We start from the raw sequence: 18,426 nt of genomic DNA, 5'->3' as shown, positions 1-18,426 counted from the left end.
GAGGACTTTTACAGTCCGAACTGTTTTGCAAAAAGATCAGGGAAAACACCTAGAACAATGATTGAAGCGATTACAAATACGGCAACAATATTATACGTTAAGGTTACTTTCTCTGAAGATTTGAATGTACTTTCCTTAAAGAAAAACATAGAGATAATTAATCTCAGATAATAGGCAATAGATAGAGCGGATCCTAATACGGCCACCAATACAAGGAAAACACCGTGGTCAGAATTCATCGCCTGGGAAAATAATGCAAATTTACCCATGAAACCAGCTGTTAAAGGAATTCCGGCCATAGAAAGCATAGAGATTGCAGCGGCCGTGGCCAATAAAGGTTCTGTTTTTGCCAAACCTTTGAATGCTCCGAAAGAAGTTTCTCTTTTTAATTTTTCAACATAAATCAGGCACATGAAAACACCTACCGTTGACAATGCATAGGCAAATAAATAGAATGCCAAATTATAAGTGGAAAGGCTTGTCATCCCGAAGAATACCAACCCGATATATCCTGCGTGAGAAACTGATGAATACGCCAACATTCTTTTCGCGTTGGTTTGTGCAAGACCCATAACGTTTGCCAAAAGCAAGGTAATGATCAGGAATACACCAAAAATATTGATCCATTCTTCCGTAACGCCACCAAACCCGATAGTCATTAGTCTGAATAACGCGAAAAAACCTGAAATTTTTACAACACTCGCCATGAAAGCCGTGATCAATGAAGGCGAACCGTAATATACATCAGGACTCCACATATGGAACGGTGCCAATGCTACCTTGAATGCCAATGCACAAAGAATCAATAAAACTCCTAAAATAAACATGACATCTTTCGGGTTTGAAACTCCGAAATCCTGGATTTTATATAAATCGAAACTTCCGGCATTTCCATAAATAAATGCGATCCCGAACAGAAGGAAACCTGTTGCAAATGCACCCATCAGGAAATATTTAATAGAAGCCTCATTTGATCTTAAATCGGTTTTGTTTGCTCCCGCCATTACATACAATGGAATAGAGAGAATCTCAACTCCCAGGAACAATGTTACCAAATTCTGGAATCCGAAAAGGATAATTCCACCGCATAATGCAAAAAGCATCAAAGCGTATAATTCAGACTGGTGGGTTCTGTGATTGCTGAATGCAAAACCTCCCAAAAAGAATAATAATAATGTAGTTACGATTGATATTTTAGTAAATAACGCAGTATTGGCGGTATAGTCGTACATGTGTCTGTACTGGCCGAAGAATGAAGCTTCCGGCATAAAACTTACCCATAATGCGATGATTAATCCCAAAATTCCAATGTATCTTGCGAATTTCCCCTGTTCAAAAACTCCTGAAAATAACGCAACAACTGCCGTTAGGAAAACAATAATTAAAACACTCATAATTTATATTCGAGATTTGAAGTTTAAAGTTCAGAGTTTTGCCCTTTCACTTTATTCTTCTTCGATCTCCTAGTTTTTTAATTTTTAAATCTTTTAATTTTTTAACTGGCCATCGCCGTATAGATAAACTTCAGCGAACTATTTACCATTTCGATTATCGGTTGCGGGAAAATACCAAATACAATCACAAAAACCGCTAAACTTGCCAATACCGAAAATTCTACAGCAGAAAGATCTTTTGCTGTGCTCAGAACGGTCTCATCACCAGGACCAAACATTGCTTTTCCATAAAATCTCAATAAATATACTGCAGCAAGGATCACGGTAAGACCGGCAATTACTGCTGCCAACCCGTTAAAATCATATATTGATTTCAAAAGGATAAATTCTCCGATGAATCCGTTAGTTAATGGAACGCCCATTGAACCTAATATAATAATCAGGAATAATACGGCAAACTTAGGAGCTACTTTTGCAAGTCCGCCCATTTGCCTGATATCTCTTGATTTGAATCTTTTGTATAATATATCACAACAGTAGAACAAACCGGCCACGTTGATACCGTGAGCAAAAGTTTGTACCAACGCTCCTTCCGCACCTTCGATATTGAAAGTTCCTCTTAATGTAATGACTGCCGAAGCGAAGATACCTGCAACCATTAATCCAACGTGAGAGAATGAAGAATATGCGATAATCCTCTTCATATCCGTCTGAATAATTGCAATCAATGCTCCGTGAACAATTCCTACAATAGCAAGGATGATAACGATCTGTCCTGAAATTCCTGCAATCGGAAGCGGCGTAATCGGTAATAAATAACGCATTACTCCATAAATCGCCATTTTAAGCATAATTCCCGATAAAAGCATTGATCCTTGAGTCGGTGAATAGGTATACGTGTCGGGCTGCCATGTATGGAAAGGGAATACCGGTAATTTTACTGCAAAAGCAAAAAAGATAAACCAGAATACCACGGTCTGTTGGGTTTCGTTTAATTGAGCATTATATAAATCCGTCAGAGCAAATGATGCTGAATGATTGTACACATAAATCAATCCTGCAAGCATAAATAATGATCCAACAAATGTATAGACGAAGAATTTCGTAGTAAACTCAAATCTTTTATTTTCCTGACCCCAAAGTCCGGCAATGAACCAGATCGGAATCAAGGTTACTTCCCAGAAAATGTAGAACAATAATCCGTCCAGTGAAGTGAAAACCCCTACCAAGCCGAATTGCATCAATAGTATTAAACCATAGAATGTATTTCTGTAGCTTACATTTTCGTTAAAAGAAGATAAAATAATGATTGGCGCTAAAATATTGGTCAGCAATAAAAGAAGAAGACTCATCCCGTCAATACCGAAGTGAAGAGAACTCTTGATGAATTGTGACCATGGGTAATTGATTTCGTGCTGCAGTACACTGTCTACCGTTGGGGCGTAATTAAAATCCGCCGCAATATAGAAAGTGATCAGCATTTGTACTAATGCAATTCCCAGTGCCAAATATTTGCTTGAATTGTTTTTCCATGCAAAAACTAATCCCGAACCTACCAGAGGTAATAGTAATAATGTTAATAACAACTCAGACATTATTATTGTAATAAAAAGTTAACAATTAATATAATTCCCACCGCCAAAGACATAATCAGAATGTAATTCTCTACATTTCCGTTCTGTACACGCTTCATGGCTTTTCCGCTGTCTTCAGCGCCATCCCCTACAAAGTCTACAAAACGATCAAGAATACCATTGTCAAACATCTTTCCTCCGCGTCCTAATCCTTCAACAGTTTTTACAATCAATGCATTGTAAAGTTCGTCAATATATAATTTTCTGGCAGACAGTTTTTCCCATCCTGTGTACTGCTCTTCCGGAAGAGCCTGTTTTTTCTTGTTAACATAAGTGTTTTTAACAAAAAACCATACACAGAAGAACATCAATACTGTTGCTCCTAAAAGTATCATTTCTGTACCAAACGGAACAGCTGAAAGCGTTGTTTCCATTTGATTAAAGCTTTCTTCAGTAAGAACCGGCTTCAGCCATTCCATCAGTTTTGCGTAGTGGCCGTGGCCGATGAAGTGAGGAAGGTTTATTAAACCGCCAACAACAGAAAGAATAGCCAGTACGATCAATGGTAAGGTCATATTGGTTGGGCTTTCGTGTAAGTGGTGTTTTTGTTCTTCAGTACCTCTGAACTCTCCGTGGAAAGTGAGATAATACAGTCTGAACATATAGGTTGCAGTAACTGCTGCCAAAATGAATAGAATCACCCAGTAAACAGGGTTTTTAGCAAAAGCAGCTACTAGAATTTCGTCTTTGGAAATCATCCCCGATAATAAAGGGAATCCTGAAATCGCCAATGTTCCAATCAGGAAAGTAGCGTGGGTAAGAGGAATATATTTCTTTAAACCTCCCATAAAACGCATATCCTGCTCGTTGCTCATCGCATGGATTACAGAACCCGCTCCTAAGAACAATAATGCTTTGAAGAAAGCATGGGTCATTACGTGGAACATGGCTGTTGTATAAGCTCCCAACCCTAAAGCAATGAACATAAATCCAAGCTGTGAAACAGTGGAGTAGGCCAGTACTTTTTTGATGTCGTTCTGACGAAGTGCATAGAATCCGGCTAAAGCTGCCGTTAAGAATCCAATGAATAAAATTCCGTCCTGAACGCTTGGGGCCAAAGTAAATAAGAAATTGGATCTTACTACAAGATAAATTCCCGCTGTTACCATCGTTGCCGCGTGAATTAGGGCAGAGACAGGAGTTGGTCCCGCCATCGCATCCGGTAACCATGTATATAATGGAACCTGAGCAGATTTACCAGTAGCACCGATAAATAAACTCGCCGTAATAAAGATAATTACACTTCCATCCAATTCAAATTTTCCGGCGTTCTCTCTGATGGTAAGATAATCAACAGCGTTGGTCTGTGAAGCCAACATGAAAATACCGATCAATAAAGCAAGGTCACCAATTCTGTTCATGATAAATGCTTTTCTCGCTGCTTTACCATATTCTTCGTTGGTATACCAGAAACCAATAAGTAGATAAGAACATAATCCTACGCCTTCCCATCCGATAAAGAGGATCAGGTAGTTGCTTCCCATTACCAAAAGTAACATGGAGAAGATAAACAGGTTCAGATACGTGAAAAACTTATAGAAACCTTTATCATGGCTCATATATCCGATAGAGTAGAGGTGAATCAAAGATCCGATTCCCGTGATGATCATGACCATCATTAACGACAACTGATCGATCTGGAATCCGAAATTAATCTGAACTCCGTTTACTCTAAACCATTCAAAAGCTTTTACAATGACAGGCTGGCTTTCTGAGTCGAAATTCATGAAAATACTAACTGCGATGCAGAAAGATGCAAAAACCATTGCTGTAGCTAAACTACCAACAACAATTTTTGGAAGATTTTTCCCGAATAAACCGTTTATAAGAAAACCTAAAAGTGGTAAAAGTATTATTGCATACACTAAATTTTCCATTCTTATCCTCTTAATTTATTAAATATACTTACATCAACAGAACGGGTATTTCTATAAAGCATAGCAATAATTGCCAAACCTACCGCCACTTCCGCAGCAGCCACCACCATAATGAAGAAAACTAAAAGTTGTCCGTCTCCATTACCTTTGTAGGCTGAAAATGCAGCCAGCAAAAGATTAACAGAATTGAGCATAAGCTCTACACAACCCAAAATAACAATAGCATTTTTTCTCAGCAATACGCCCAACACTCCTAAACTGAATAACACAGAAGAAAGAATGATGAAGTAATTCAGAGGGATGCTTTGTATAAATGTATTTACTTCTCCCATAATTTATAAATCTTTTTTACCGATTAATACCGCACCTACAATACCTGCCAAAATAAGGATGGATGCAAGCTCAAACGGTAAAACATATTCATTAAACAAAAGTCTTCCCAGATTTTTAGTAAGTCCGATGCTTCCATCTACATTTTCAACTGCAATCTGGTTTTGCTGAACTCCTCTGAATACCCCTAAAACTCCAATTAATAAAAGACCTGCCGTAAAAACTCCAACAAATTTTAAAGTATTGTTCTTCTTACTTTCGTCTTGTTTATTAAGGTTAAGCATCATCAGGATATAAAGGAATAATACCATGATCGCTCCGGCGTAAACAATAATCTGAATAATCGCAAGGAACTGTGCATTCAGAAGGATGTACATGCCCGCAATAGAAAACATCGTTACAATTAATGACAAAATAGCATATAAAGGATTTCTCGCAAATACGAAATATACCGCACTTGCGACTGCTAAAAACGCCACCAAGAAAAATAAAAACTGATCCATTATTTTACCGCATTTTTTTGTTTCTCGGATTGTCTTTCTGTGATATCAATCCTTTCGTTTATTTTTTCAACCAATTTATCTTTTCCGTAAATGAAAGAACCTCTGTTGGTCTCCACGTCTACCAGACGATCTGTAAGATAGATTGCGGATTTTGGACAGGCTTCTTCGCACATACCGCAGAAAATACATCTCAACATATTGATTTCATATACCGATGCATATTTTTCTTCTCTGTAAAGATGCTTTTCCTCTTTTGTTCTTTCAGCTGAAGTCATGGTAATGGCCTCTGCAGGGCATGCTACTGCACAAAGTCCGCAGGCGGTACATCTTTCCCGGCCTTCTTCGTCTCTTTTTAAAACGTGTTGACCTCTCCAGATATCTGCTCTCGGCTTTTGTACTTCCGGATAAGAATATACTGCAGGTGCACCTTTCAGCACGGTTCTTACAGCATGCTTAAAAGTAATCCCCATTCCCGTAAAAATAGCAGGAAGGTAGATTTTTTCAGCAAGGGTCATTTCTTTATTGGAAACAACTTTTGATCTGTTCGTAAGTTTCATTATTTTTATTATTAAATGTTAGAAGATGGAAGCCGGGAGATGGAAGTTTAACATCATCACCTTTTCACATCAGCTCATTTTCAAATTTATATCTTGTTGGAAGTTGAAAGCAGGAAAAATATTCCATTTTCAAATTCTCAAATTAACTCATTTCAAATTAATTAATTCCCAAATGCTAAAATTACAGCTCCTGTAATCAGCAGGTTTACCAATGCCATTGGAATTAAAGTTTTCCAACCTAAGTGCATTAACTGGTCGTATCTGAATCTCGGAAGTGTCCATCTGATCCACATAAAGATCAAGATTCCGATGATCGTTTTCATTAAAAATGCTACGATACTCAAAATTCCGGCTGTATTTTCTCCCCAGTTCTGAGTTACCCATTCTATTCCCGGATAGTTATATCCTCCGAAGAAAAGAACCACCATGAATGCGTTTGATATAAACATATTTACATATTCACCAAACATGTACAATCCTAATTTCATGGATGAATATTCGGTAGAATATCCTGTTACCAATTCAGATTCACATTCCGGTAAATCGAAAGGGTGTCTGTTGGTTTCTGCCAAAGCTGCCACGATAAAAACAAGGAAAGCAACCGGCTGGTAAAATATATTCCAGTTTAGTCCGGAAACCCATGGAATAACTCCCCATAATTTTCCGTTGGTCTGACTTTCTGTGATTTCCTTTAAATCTAAACTTCCCGTCATCATAATGATAGAAAGTAAGGCTAATCCCATTGCCAGTTCGTAAGAGATCATCTGGGAAGATGCACGGATGGCACCTAATAATGAATATTTATTGTTGGAAGCCCAGCCTCCGATCATGATTCCGTAAACACCGATAGAAGCCATCCCAATGATGAAAAGTACACCAACATCGATGTTGGCAACCTGTAGATCGTAAGAAGTACCGGCAATATTTAAACTTTTACCCCAAGGAATAACTGCTCCCGTGATCAATGATATAAACATTACCAAAGCCGGCCCTAATACGAAAAGAAACTTTTCCGCATTGGCAGGGGTAAAATCTTCTTTAAAGAAAAACTTTCCACCATCGGCAAGCGGTTGCAGCAATCCGAATGGTCCCGCTCTGTTAGGCCCGATTCTGTCCTGCATAATGGCGGCAACTTTTCTTTCAGCCCATGTAGAATAGGCTGCAATCGTAAGCGAAAGAAGGAAAAGTGCCAGTACAAGTATAAGTTTAAATGTAAGTAAATCCATTTTTTATTTTAAATGTTTTGAAGATGGGAGCTGGAAGCTGGAAGTATATCACTTTGTGCATCAACTCTTCATCACATTACCAATTTATTTTATTTTTAACAAAATTAAAATTAAACGTAGAAGTGAAAAATTTTACGGTTACAAACCTCCATCTTTCATCTTCAAGCATCCAACTTTTTTATTTTTCGTCTTTTTCACTGATTTCTTTAGCCATTGGATTGTCTAAAACTCTTAGCTCATCTTTAGGCTTTTCATAATGATTCAATGAAATAACAGAGTGTCTGTCGATATGTCTAGGACCTTCGATATTCCAGTCAGAAAGTTCTTTTCTCCCGAAACGACACGTATCACAGATGAATTCTTCAACTTCTCCCCACTGATCCTTTCTTGCGGTAACTCTTATAATTTCATCACCTTTCATCCAAACGGTAGCTTTTCCTGAACATTTTTCGCAGTTACAGGTAGCGTTCATTGGTTTTGTGAACCATACTCTGCTGGCAAAACGAGCTGTTCTGTCGGTTAATGCTCCTACCGGACAAACATCAATTACGTTTCCGATAAAATCATTGTCTAATGCTTTATTTAAATAAGTGGAAATTTCTGCGTGATCTCCTCTGAAAAGAATTCCGTGTTCTCTTTGACCTGTTAACTGGTTTGCAGCCAATACACATCTTGCGCACAGGATGCAACGGTCCATATTCAGTTTGATATGTGGGCCAAGATCATCTGCATCATAGGTATTTCTTTCAAACTCAGTTCTTGTTTCAGGGTTTCCGTATTCATAACCCAAATCCTGAAGGTGGCATTCTCCTGCCTGATCACAAACAGGGCAATCCAGCGGGTGATTTACCAGCAAGAATTCGGTAACTGCTTTTCTTCCTTCCTGAGCCTTTTCCGAGGTAAGGTTTTTTACTTCCATACCATCCATTACATTTGTTCTGCAGCTTGCAACCAATTTCGGCATAGGACGCGGATCTGCTTCAGACCCTTTAGAAACTTCCACAAGGCAGGTTCTGCATCTTCCCCCACTGGTTTCCAATTTGCTGTAGTAGCACATTGCAGGAGGTACAGATTTTCCGCCGATTTGTCTTGCCGCTTCCAGGATGGAAGTTCCGGGCAACACTTCGGTAGTTTGTCCGTCTATAGTTATTTTAAATTTTTTAACCTCTTCGCTCATATTCTATGCTTTTCGCTTTTACTGTTCGAGCAGTAAGCTTTATTAATTATACTTTTTTGTATTAAATGTATATCCAATACCAAAATCTACTTCTCCGTACACAAAGTCCTGTGAAGCCTTATCCGGCTTATTATTCAGAGTTGTTTTAATATCCGGCATATTAATGTAACCCAATTTACCTTCTACCTGAAAAACAACGTGTCTTATGGCAACCAGGCTTATCGCTCCTCTGATATCAGCACCGAATCCTGCAAGATGGAATCTGTCACTTCTTTCATTCCCCATCAGCTTTACATTCGATTTTGGCAGCAGGGCGCCGATTCCGGCACCATAGCTCAGAAAAAGATCAATATTTTTTTTGTTCAAAACATTATGATACTTCTGAGCACCAATATTAATATAATTAAGACCGTCTGTGTGTTCAAATGTTAATAATTTGGCATCACTTAAATCTACTTTTCCGTTATGTACCAGTTCAGCATATTCAGGATTATTGATATATCCTTTAAAATCAACTGACTGATTCTGATCCATCACATATTTCATATGATCCATTCCTAACGTAATCCCCAGATTATCTTTAGGAAAATACGTGATTCTATAGTTCACCTGCGGAATTGTGATTGAGTTAGGTTTAAAATACACTCCCCAATCAAATTTCGTTTGTCTATCGTGGGCAACAACATTATTCAGTTGAAAATCATATCCATCTCCTTTAAAATGAATATCCGATTTTGAATATACCGAATTGTTCCACCCCCAAAATACCATTACTGATCCTTTTTTAAATGGATCCACATGATTTTCCTGGGCTTTCATACCCAGCGTTACTGCTAACCCAAGCAGTAATACACACTTTTTTATCACCCTAATTTATTGTCTTAAAACAGGCCTAAACCGTCGGCGTCGGAATTGGATCCGCATAGTGAGCCAATCCGTAATTTTGTGTTAGACACAATTCAGGATTTTTCACGTGCCATTCAAATTCATCTCTGAAATGACGTATTGCCGCCGCTACAGGCCATGCTGCCGCATCTCCCAATGGGCAGATTGTGTTACCTTCTATTTTTCTCTGAATATCCCAAAGCAAGTCGATGTCTTCCATCTTGCCTTGTCCATTTTCAATTTTCTTTAATATTTTATACATCCATCCCGTACCCTCTCGGCATGGTGTACATTGTCCGCAACTTTCGTGATTATAAAATCTCGCTAAAGTCATGGTATGTTCTACGATACACTGGTCTTCATCCAATACGATGAAACCTCCTGAACCCATCATGGTACCGGTAGCGAAGCCTCCGTCTGCCAAAGATTCGTAGTTCATATATCTCGGTTCTCCGTTTACGGTTTTTAATAATAAATTGGCAGGAACAATTGGAACTGAGCTTCCTCCAGGAATACAAGCTTTTAATTTTTTACCATCTTTAATCCCTCCACAATATTCGTCTGAATAAATGAATTCTTCAACGGTAATGGTCATGTCGATTTCATAAACTCCCGGCTTATTGATGTTTCCACAAGCTGAAATCAGTTTTGTACCTGTAGATCTGCCAACACCAATTTTAGCATATTCGGCTCCGGTTATATCAATAATCGGAACAATTGCAGCAATAGATTCAACGTTATTGACTACGGTTGGTCTTTCCCAAAGCCCTTTTACAGCAGGGAATGGCGGTTTCAGTCTTGGATTTCCTCTTTTCCCTTCAAGAGATTCCAGCAAAGCAGTTTCTTCACCACAGATATATGCTCCGGCACCTCTCTGAACATAGATTTCAAGATCGAACCCCGTTCCAAGAATATTTTTACCTAAAAATCCGGCAGCTTTTGCTTCTTCAATGGCTTCCTCTAAAATATCAGGAATCCACGAATATTCTCCTCTGATGTAGATGTAAGAAACATTAGAACCCAAACAATACGATGAGATCAGCATTCCTTCAATCAATACATGGGGAAGGAATTCCATCAGATATCTGTCTTTGAATGTTCCCGGTTCAGACTCATCGGCATTTACTACCAGGTGTCTAGGGACACCTTCCGGTTTCGCCAAAAAGCTCCATTTCATTCCTGTTGGAAATCCTGCTCCACCACGGCCACGAAGTCCTGAAGCTTTTACTTCTTCCAGAATTTCGTCCGGGGTCATTTTCAAGGCTTTTTCAGCTGCTGTGTAACCTCCCTGTTTACGGTAGGTTTCAAAGTAGCGGATTCCTTCTATATGTGCGTCTTTAAGTAAAAGTTTTTTACTCATTTTTTATTATGCTTTTAGCTATTGGCTTATGGCTTTTAGCTTTTATAATTATTTAAAAATTAACTCAATTAGCCTAAATCAACCTGTCCTTCTCTGCAAAGGTCAAGAATTTCGTCTACTTTTTCTATTGTTAAATTTTCATGAAAGAATTTTCCAAGCTGCATCATCGGAGCATATCCACAAGCACCTAAACATTCAGCAGGCTTTAATGTGAACATTCCGTCTTCTGTAGTTTCTCCATCCTTAATATTCAGTTTTGTTCTGATGTGATTAAGGATTTTTTCACTTCCCGACACCATGCAGGGTCCCGTTCTGCAAACTTCCAAAACATATTTACCAACCGGTTTCATATTGAACATCGTATAGAAAGTTGCAACTTCATATACTTCAATTGGTTTAATACTCAATAATTCTGCAACATAATCCATTACTGGAACGTCTAACCACCCACCGAATTCTTTCTGTGCCAAATGCAGTACAGGAATAAGCGCAGATTTTTGTCTCCCTTCTGGATATCTTGCGATCATTTTGTGTACCTGTGCTAAACTTTCCGGTTTAAAAGCTATTGTTTCGCTCATATTTTATCTAAGATTAAAGAACATAGAAAAAAGAGAAAGACTCTGAGATTCGTGTTCTAAATTCAATTTTATATTGGGTGATGAAAGTCTTTGATCTTTCATCTATTTTCTAAATTCTGATTTATGCATCTAATTCTCCCGCAATAATATTCATACTACACATGGTTACAATCGCATCAGAAATTACAGAGCCTGTAATCATTTCAGGATAAGCCTGATAATAAATGAAACATGGTCTTCTGAAATGCAGTCTGTAAGGGCTTCTTCCACCATCACTTACCAGATAGAAACCTAATTCTCCGTTTCCTCCTTCTACAGCGTGGTAAACTTCACCTTTAGGGACATCCGTTTCTCCCATTACAATTTTGAAATGGTAGATTAAAGCTTCCATTTTCTGATAGACATCAGCTTTTTCAGGAAGATAGAAATCAGGCACATCAGCGTGGAACGGACCTTCAGGAAGATTTTCGTATGCTTGTTTGATGATTTTAATGGATTCCCAGATCTCTTGTTGACGAACCATAAAACGGTCGTAAGTGTCTCCTGATGTTCCCACAGGGATAATGAAGTCGAAATCCTGATAAGATGAATAAGGCTGTGCAACTCTTACATCATAGTCTACGCCTGTAGCCCTTAAATTTGGACCTGTGAAACCATAGCTTAAAGCTCTCTCTGCAGAAATTGCTCCTGCTCCGATGGTTCTGTCCATAAAGATTCTGTTTCTTTCTAACAATGTACAGAATTCTTTGAATCTTGGTGGAAAAGTTTTAAGGAAATCCTTAATTAACTCATGGAATTTAGGGGTGAAATCTCTTTCAAAACCTCCGATTCTTCCCATATTGGTTGTCATCCTTGCCCCGCAGATCTGTTCATACATATCATAGATTCTCTCTCTTTCGATGAACATATAGGTAAGACCTGTGATTGCTCCCGAATCCATTCCCGTTACACCATTACAGATCAGGTGATCTCCGATTCTTGCCAATTCCATTAAAATAACACGCATATAATCTACACGCTTTGGAACCTCAACGCCAATCAGTTTTTCTACGGTCATGTGCCAACCTAAATTATTGATCGGAGCTGAACAGTAGTTCATACGGTCGGTAAGAGTTGTGATCTGAGAATAGTTTCTTCTTTCGGAAATTTTCTCAAATGCTCGGTGGATGTATCCAACGGTTTGTTCTGCGTGAAGAATCCTTTCTCCATCCATAGTAAGGATGTTCTGGAAAATCCCGTGTGTCGCAGGGTGCGTAGGACCTAAATTGAGGGTGTACAATTGCCCGTCAATCTGCTCTTTGCTTTCGTATTGGTTGAGTATATTGGATAATGAGTTATCTTTCATAATATATAATTGATAATTGATAGGTGATAATTGATCATTAATCAATCATCATTAATCATTTATATTTTTATCTTCCGAACATTGCGTCGTCCTTATCGGTTCTTGTACCATCTTCCAGACGATATTCTTTCAGCATAGGGTGGTATCCAAGATCTTCCATATTAAGAATAGGTCTGAGATCCGGATGGCCTTTAAATTTAATTCCGAAGAAATCATAGGTTTCTCTTTCCATCCAGTTGGCTCCTGCGTAAAGGTCTACTAAGGAATCTACTTCTATATTTTCTCTGGACATAAAGATTTTTAGACGCAGTCTGAAGTTGGTCATCATGTTGTGAAGGTGATATACTACTCCTATTTCTTTTTCAGGAAATTCCGGGTAATGGATTCCACAAACATCGGTGAGGAAATTGATTTCCAATGTTGAGTCCTTCAGATAGTGAACTATTTTTTTCAGGTCTTCTTTTTTTACCTCAATTGTCAACATTCCATAAGGCTCTGAACTTGAGATTACAGATTCCGGAAATTCCCTTGTGATTGCTTCTAATACAAATTCGTTTGTCATTTCCGTTAGTTGCTTATGTTGTAAGAATCTAATAGTTTTTGATATTCAGGCATATCTCTTCTTCTGATGCTTTCACTTTCTGCAAGAGCCTGAACCTGCATTACCCCTTCAATGATCTGTTCCGGTCTTGGAGGACATCCCGGAACGTATACATCCACAGGAATGATTTTGTCGATCCCCTGCAATACGGAATAGGTATCGAAAATACCTCCGCTGCACGCACAGGCACCAACGGATACTACCCATTTCGGCTCTGCCATTTGAGTATACACTTCTTTAAGCACGGGGCCTAATTTTTTTGATATCGTTCCGCAAACCATCAACAAATCTGCCTGTCTTGGTGAGAAAGAGTTTCTTTCCATACCAAATCTTGAGGCATCATATGTTGGGTTGAGGGTAGCCATAAACTCGATACCACAACAAGAGGTTGCAAAAGGCAGCGGCCATAGAGAAAACTTTCTGGCCATCCCGATTACACTGCTCAGTTTCGTTGCGAAAAACCCTTCTCCTTCAAATCCTTCCGGAGCAGGTGCATCTGTTCTTATTATTGGTTTGTTATCTGACATTTTTTTAGATTTAAGATTTAATTTTAGATTCAAAATTACTGTTAATGTTAGTTTTAAAGTAAACTGAATTGTCTAAAACTGTCATTTAAAATTTCTATTCCTTTTTATTTATCCCAATCTAATGCACCGCGTTTCCAGACATAAAAAAATGCCATAAAGAAAATCGCCACGAACATGAGTACTGCTAAGAATCCTTCCATTCCGAATTCTCTGAAGTTGACTGCATACGGATAAAAAAATACGATTTCAATATCGAATAATACAAACAGTACTGCTGTTAAAAAGTATTTAATTGAAAACGGTGTTCTTGCATTTCCTTCTACCGGGACTCCACATTCCCAGCTTTGGTTTTTCACAGAATTTCCTTTTTTCTGTTTCGGACCTAAAAAATGTGCTCCAAGCAAAGAAATGGCTACGAAACCTATCGCAACACCTGCTTGTATAAGGATTGGAATATAACTTTCAGGTAAATTCATTTTTGCATTATTATCTCAATTTGCAAATTTAGGGAATAAACAAGAAAGCATGAAATTTATACCATTAAAAGTCTCATGAAAATGGATAAAACTTACAATTTAGAATCAATAAAAATAACGTTATTTCTTCATTTTTTTGATGAGAGAAAATGCCATGAAGGAAATGTACCCGAATAGAATGCTGGCATAAATGATATTTACGGCTGTGTCGGTTCTTTCATTTCCTGTTTGAAGAAAAAGATTGAAAACAACGAATCCTGCAATTAAAACTCCAAAAATAATAAGACGGATTTTCATAATCTAATGGTGAGTAATCTAGTTTTTAAATAAATTAAATAATGTCTAAAGAATATGTTCGTCTTCTTTTGTGATTCACGGGATTATAATCCTGCCAAAGGAGCTGGATGCTTTTATTTTCTTCGAGCTCGGGATTGGTTTCAAGGTATTTTACTCCTTTTTTTCTGAAAAGTTTCCAGATTTCTTTAAAAATAATGGAAGTAACACCTCTTCGCTGATAATCAGGGTGAATTCCTATTAAATAAAAATTAGCCCGGTCATTTTTCTTTCCTGCTTTCAGAAAATGCCACCAACCGAAAGGCAAAAGTTTCCCTCCTGATTTTTGTAAAGCTGTGGAATAGGAAGGCATTGTAATAGCAAAAGCAATGAGCTGATCTGCATCATCCGCAACACATACAATATAATCTTTATCAATCAGCTTAAAATATTTTTCCTTGTACGTTTTGCGCTGCTCATCGGAAATGGGAGTATAGGTGGACAGATGTTTATAGGTCTCGTCGAGAAGGTCAAACATAGGGTCCACATATTCAATGATTTCTTCTTTTGATTTGAAATTCAGGACTTTGAGTTTGTATTTTTGGGATATTAATTCGTTAAATTTGTGAATTTTATCCGGGAGTATTTCCGGAAATTGAAGTTCAAATTCTACCCATTCCTTTTCTTTTGTTAAGCCTAATTTTTCAAGATGTTTTGGATAATATTCATGATTGTAAATTCCGATCATCGTTGCCAGCTTGTCAAATCCTAAAGTCAGCATTCCTGCTTTATCCAGGTTGGTAAAGCCCATAGGACCTTCTATCTTATTGATTTTTTTTTCTTTAGCGTAGTTTATAGTGGTGTCTATTAGTGCTTTAGATACTTCAGGGTCGTCAATGAAATCTATCCATCCGAAACGGACTTTTCTGATGCCCAGTTCTTTTTCTTCTTTATGATTGATCATTACGGCAATCCTGCCAACAATTTTATTGTCTTTAAAAGCCAGAAACTGCTTCGCTTCAGAATACTGCATGGCGGGATTTTCGTTCGGATTCCAAATATTGATCTCATCATTGATAAATGACGGGACATAATAAGGATTGTTTTTATACAAATCCATTGGAAATTTCACGAATTGCTTTAACTGATCCGGTGTTTTTACTTCAATTACTGAAATTGTAGACATAGTTTTAAAGGCAAATTAATAAGCAAATATAACCAAATAAATGCTAAACTTTGGCACAGTTTTTACATCATATCGGGTGAAAATATATTATAAAGTTACTAAGATGATAGGGTATTATATAATCATTGGGATTTCAATGCTTGTAAGCTGGTGGGTTTCATCAAGGCTCAAGTCGAAATTCGAATATTATTCAAAAGTGCATCTCCGGAACGGGCTTTCCGGTAAGGAGGTGGCAGAAAAGATGCTGAGAGATAACGGAATTAATGATGTTCAGGTAATATCGGTTCCGGGACAATTAACAGACCACTACAATCCTGAAAATAAAACGGTAAATCTTTCAGAAGCTGTTTATATGCAGAGAAATGCTGCGGCAGCTGCAGTGGCAGCACACGAATGCGGACATGCTGTACAACACAAAGTAGGATATTCTATGTTGCAGCTTCGTTCGAAACTGGTACCTGTGGTACAGATAAGCTCAAATCTTATGCAGTTTGTGCTTATTGCGGGAATTATGATTATGGCTGCTACGCAGTCTATTGAAAACCCGACAGGAAACCGTTTGGTTTTGGCTATAGGAGTGATCATGTTTGCATGTACAACGCTGTTTGCTTTTATTACTCTTCCTGTAGAATACGATGCAAGTAATAGGGCAATGAAATGGTTGAGAGATACCGGTACAGTAACCGCTGAAGAGTATGTAGGCGTAAAAGACAGTTTAAACTGGGCGGCCAGAACCTATGTGGTAGCTGCTGTTGGATCACTAGCTCAACTTTTATACTGGGCATCACTGCTTATGGGAGGCAGAAGAGATTAATTTTTAAAATTAAAAGTTATATGCTGCATTTCGGACAATTTGTCCGAAATGCTTTCTTTTTGTGATAGTTTTAGAGATGCGGTAACTATACATTTTTCATCGGCAGCAAAATCGATCACTTTTGCATCATATTTTGAAAGAAGTGTAAAGATGATGTTTTGCTGATCAAAATTGAAACTTATTTCTAACGTTGTTTCCAGTTCTTTTGTAATGATATGAGATTCTTCCAAAGTGAGTTTAGCTGACTCCTTATATGTTTTTACCAAGCCGGAAACCCCTAATTTTGTCCCGCCGTAATAGCGTACAACAATAACGATTACATTGGTGATTTCATTAGCAAGAAGCTGGTTGTAAATAGGAAGTCCGGCACTTCCCGAAGGCTCTCCGTCATCATTGGCCCGATAATTTTCTCCAATGAGTCCTATTCTGAAAGCATAACAGTGATGCGTTGCTTTCGGATGTTCAGATTTTATTTTTTCTAAAGCATGTTTAAGCTCTTCTTCATTATTTACAGGATAAGCAAATCCTATAAATTTACTTCCTTTTTCTTTTAATAAAATATTTTCTACGGGTTTTTCTATCGTTTTGTACTCAAACAACATAATTCTTTCTCTTGTAAAATCGTATTAAATTATCCCTGAATATTTCTTCTTTTTCAGGTTTTGCGTCAAATTGCGGGGCTTTTGTACCGTTTTCAAGTTTTAAATTTTCATTTTCAATGATTATCGCTTCATCCCAAAGGTTTTTATCAATAAATTGCTGAAGGGTAAAACTCCCTCCTTCTATGATCACCGACTGAATCTGTTCTTTATATAAAGCATCCATCAGTTCATGGAGAAAATTCTCTTTATTGATTTTTATGAAACGGATATTTTCTCCTTCTTCATCTTTAACAGCGTTAATAACCAATGTTTTTGAATCTCTGTTATATATATTGAAATCCTGCGGAACTTTCAAATTAAAATCAATCAGAATTCTCACTGGATTTACACCTTCAACGTTTCGTACTGTGAGGGCAGGATTGTCATTCAAAGCGGTCTGTGTTCCTACAAGAATAGCGTGTTCGTCTGCCCTCAGTTGATGAACAAACTGATTGACCAAAGAATTTGAAATGGAAACCGGTTTAAAATCTTTATCCATAAAGCCGTCACCGGACTGTGCCCATTTCAGAATAATATATGGTCTTTTCTTTTCATGATAAGTGAAAAATCTCTTGTTTAATTCGGTGCACTCTTTCTCAAGAATTCCTGAAACGACTTCTATTCCTGCATCCTGGATAATTTTTTTTCCTTTCCCGTTTACTTTGTCATGAGAATCCATAGCACCAATGACAACTTTTTTAAAGCCCAATTCTTTGATTTTTAACGCACATGGTGGGGTTTTTCCATAATGCGCACAGGGTTCCAGTGATACATAAATAGTAGATTCCGGAATCAATGATTTGTCATGAACCGAATTGATAGCGTTGATTTCCGCGTGGTTTTCACCGGCTTTATGATGATAACCTTCACCGATAATCTTGTTGTTGTGCACAATTACACTTCCAACCAGCGGATTAGGATAAGTTTTACCTAATGCTTTATTGGCGAGCTCAATACATCTTTTAATATAAAATTCGTCCTGCATACTGAATGAAAAAAGCGAAGACAAATTACTTTGCTTCGCCTTTCTTTATTTTAAATT

The 18,426-nt window shown here is 37.7% G+C and carries 20 protein-coding genes; 1 reads left to right on the top strand and 19 read right to left on the bottom strand.

The features are described 5' to 3' along the window. Positions 1-8: 8 nt before the first annotated feature. The 17 genes from ODE14_RS11140 to ODE14_RS11060 all read right to left on the bottom strand — a co-directional run bounded on the left by ODE14_RS11140 (position 9) and on the right by ODE14_RS11060 (position 15,929). Positions 9-1,394 carry an NADH-quinone oxidoreductase subunit N gene (locus ODE14_RS11140; RefSeq protein ID WP_263601491.1) on the bottom strand — a complete coding sequence of 462 codons (1,386 nt, stop codon included), beginning with the start codon at positions 1,392-1,394 and terminating at the stop codon, positions 9-11. A 101-nt stretch (positions 1,395-1,495) separates the two neighbouring features. Next, a complete protein-coding gene (locus ODE14_RS11135) occupies positions 1,496-2,989 on the bottom strand; it encodes a complex I subunit 4 family protein (RefSeq protein ID WP_263601490.1) in 1,494 nt (497 codons plus the stop codon). A 2-nt stretch (positions 2,990-2,991) separates the two neighbouring features. After that, positions 2,992-4,905 (bottom strand): NADH-quinone oxidoreductase subunit L, encoded by a 1,914-nt coding sequence (gene nuoL, locus ODE14_RS11130; protein ID WP_248390899.1) that lies wholly within the window; start codon positions 4,903-4,905, stop codon positions 2,992-2,994. A gap of 2 nt (positions 4,906-4,907) precedes the next feature. Further along, positions 4,908-5,237, bottom strand: a complete 330-nt coding sequence (gene nuoK / locus ODE14_RS11125; RefSeq protein ID WP_029298757.1) for an NADH-quinone oxidoreductase subunit NuoK — start codon at positions 5,235-5,237, stop codon at positions 4,908-4,910. A 3-nt stretch (positions 5,238-5,240) separates the two neighbouring features. Next, positions 5,241-5,738, bottom strand: coding sequence for an NADH-quinone oxidoreductase subunit J (locus ODE14_RS11120; RefSeq protein WP_029298759.1), 498 nt, complete (start codon positions 5,736-5,738; stop codon positions 5,241-5,243). Continuing rightward, the gene (locus ODE14_RS11115) at positions 5,738-6,295 is read right to left on the bottom strand and encodes a NuoI/complex I 23 kDa subunit family protein (protein ID WP_062160095.1); all 558 of its coding nucleotides are present in this window, start codon (positions 6,293-6,295) and stop codon (positions 5,738-5,740) included. Before ODE14_RS11115 ends, ODE14_RS11120 begins: the two co-directional genes overlap by 1 nt. A gap of 161 nt (positions 6,296-6,456) precedes the next feature. Next, positions 6,457-7,521: an NADH-quinone oxidoreductase subunit NuoH gene (gene nuoH, locus ODE14_RS11110; protein WP_248390902.1), complete on the bottom strand. Its 1,065-nt coding sequence runs from the start codon at positions 7,519-7,521 to the stop codon at positions 6,457-6,459. A 178-nt stretch (positions 7,522-7,699) separates the two neighbouring features. Further along, positions 7,700-8,698, bottom strand: a complete 999-nt coding sequence (locus ODE14_RS11105) for a 2Fe-2S iron-sulfur cluster-binding protein (protein ID WP_263601489.1) — start codon at positions 8,696-8,698, stop codon at positions 7,700-7,702. A 42-nt stretch (positions 8,699-8,740) separates the two neighbouring features. Beyond that, on the bottom strand, positions 8,741-9,517 hold the full coding sequence (locus ODE14_RS11100) for a hypothetical protein (protein WP_263603837.1): 777 nt from the start codon (positions 9,515-9,517) through the stop codon (positions 8,741-8,743). A 73-nt stretch (positions 9,518-9,590) separates the two neighbouring features. Beyond that, entirely contained in the window at positions 9,591-10,943 is a 1,353-nt protein-coding gene (gene nuoF, locus ODE14_RS11095) for an NADH-quinone oxidoreductase subunit NuoF (protein ID WP_248390908.1), read from the bottom strand. A 68-nt stretch (positions 10,944-11,011) separates the two neighbouring features. After that, positions 11,012-11,521: a complex I 24 kDa subunit family protein gene (nuoE, locus tag ODE14_RS11090; protein ID WP_263601488.1), complete on the bottom strand. Its 510-nt coding sequence runs from the start codon at positions 11,519-11,521 to the stop codon at positions 11,012-11,014. Between the two features lie 121 nt (positions 11,522-11,642). Continuing rightward, the gene (gene nuoD, locus ODE14_RS11085) at positions 11,643-12,866 is read right to left on the bottom strand and encodes an NADH dehydrogenase (quinone) subunit D (RefSeq protein ID WP_066440999.1); all 1,224 of its coding nucleotides are present in this window, start codon (positions 12,864-12,866) and stop codon (positions 11,643-11,645) included. Between the two features lie 67 nt (positions 12,867-12,933). Continuing rightward, positions 12,934-13,428: an NADH-quinone oxidoreductase subunit C gene (locus ODE14_RS11080; RefSeq protein WP_248390913.1), complete on the bottom strand. Its 495-nt coding sequence runs from the start codon at positions 13,426-13,428 to the stop codon at positions 12,934-12,936. 5 nt (positions 13,429-13,433) lie between these two features. Further along, the gene (locus ODE14_RS11075) at positions 13,434-13,994 is read right to left on the bottom strand and encodes an NADH-quinone oxidoreductase subunit B (protein WP_066441001.1); all 561 of its coding nucleotides are present in this window, start codon (positions 13,992-13,994) and stop codon (positions 13,434-13,436) included. 104 nt (positions 13,995-14,098) lie between these two features. Continuing rightward, a complete protein-coding gene (locus ODE14_RS11070) occupies positions 14,099-14,470 on the bottom strand; it encodes an NADH-quinone oxidoreductase subunit A (protein WP_029298774.1) in 372 nt (123 codons plus the stop codon). Positions 14,471-14,590: 120 nt separating this feature from the next. Then, complete coding sequence (locus tag ODE14_RS11065) at positions 14,591-14,767, bottom strand: hypothetical protein (protein WP_248390915.1); 177 nt, start codon at positions 14,765-14,767, stop codon at positions 14,591-14,593. 34 nt (positions 14,768-14,801) lie between these two features. Then, a complete protein-coding gene (locus tag ODE14_RS11060; RefSeq protein ID WP_248390917.1) occupies positions 14,802-15,929 on the bottom strand; it encodes a GNAT family N-acetyltransferase in 1,128 nt (375 codons plus the stop codon). 103 nt (positions 15,930-16,032) lie between these two features. Between ODE14_RS11060 and ODE14_RS11055 the strand changes: the two genes are divergently transcribed. Continuing rightward, complete coding sequence (locus ODE14_RS11055) at positions 16,033-16,743, top strand: zinc metallopeptidase (RefSeq protein ID WP_248390918.1); 711 nt, start codon at positions 16,033-16,035, stop codon at positions 16,741-16,743. Here the strand turns inward: ODE14_RS11055 and ODE14_RS11050 are convergent. Beyond that, complete coding sequence (locus ODE14_RS11050; RefSeq protein WP_263601487.1) at positions 16,740-17,345, bottom strand: IMPACT family protein; 606 nt, start codon at positions 17,343-17,345, stop codon at positions 16,740-16,742. The genes ODE14_RS11055 and ODE14_RS11050 overlap by 4 nt on opposite strands. Further along, positions 17,335-18,369 (bottom strand): bifunctional diaminohydroxyphosphoribosylaminopyrimidine deaminase/5-amino-6-(5-phosphoribosylamino)uracil reductase RibD, encoded by a 1,035-nt coding sequence (ribD, locus tag ODE14_RS11045; RefSeq protein WP_263601486.1) that lies wholly within the window; start codon positions 18,367-18,369, stop codon positions 17,335-17,337. The genes ODE14_RS11050 and ribD overlap by 11 nt, the downstream gene beginning before the upstream one ends. Between the last annotated feature and the right edge of the window lie 57 nt (positions 18,370-18,426).

It is taken from the genome of Chryseobacterium sp. PET-29 (assembly GCF_025736815.1).
Classification (GTDB): Bacteria; Bacteroidota; Bacteroidia; order Flavobacteriales; family Weeksellaceae; genus Chryseobacterium; species Chryseobacterium nepalense.
The sequence above is the reverse complement of the archived record's forward strand: the minus strand, read 5'-3'. Positions and strand labels throughout refer to the sequence as shown.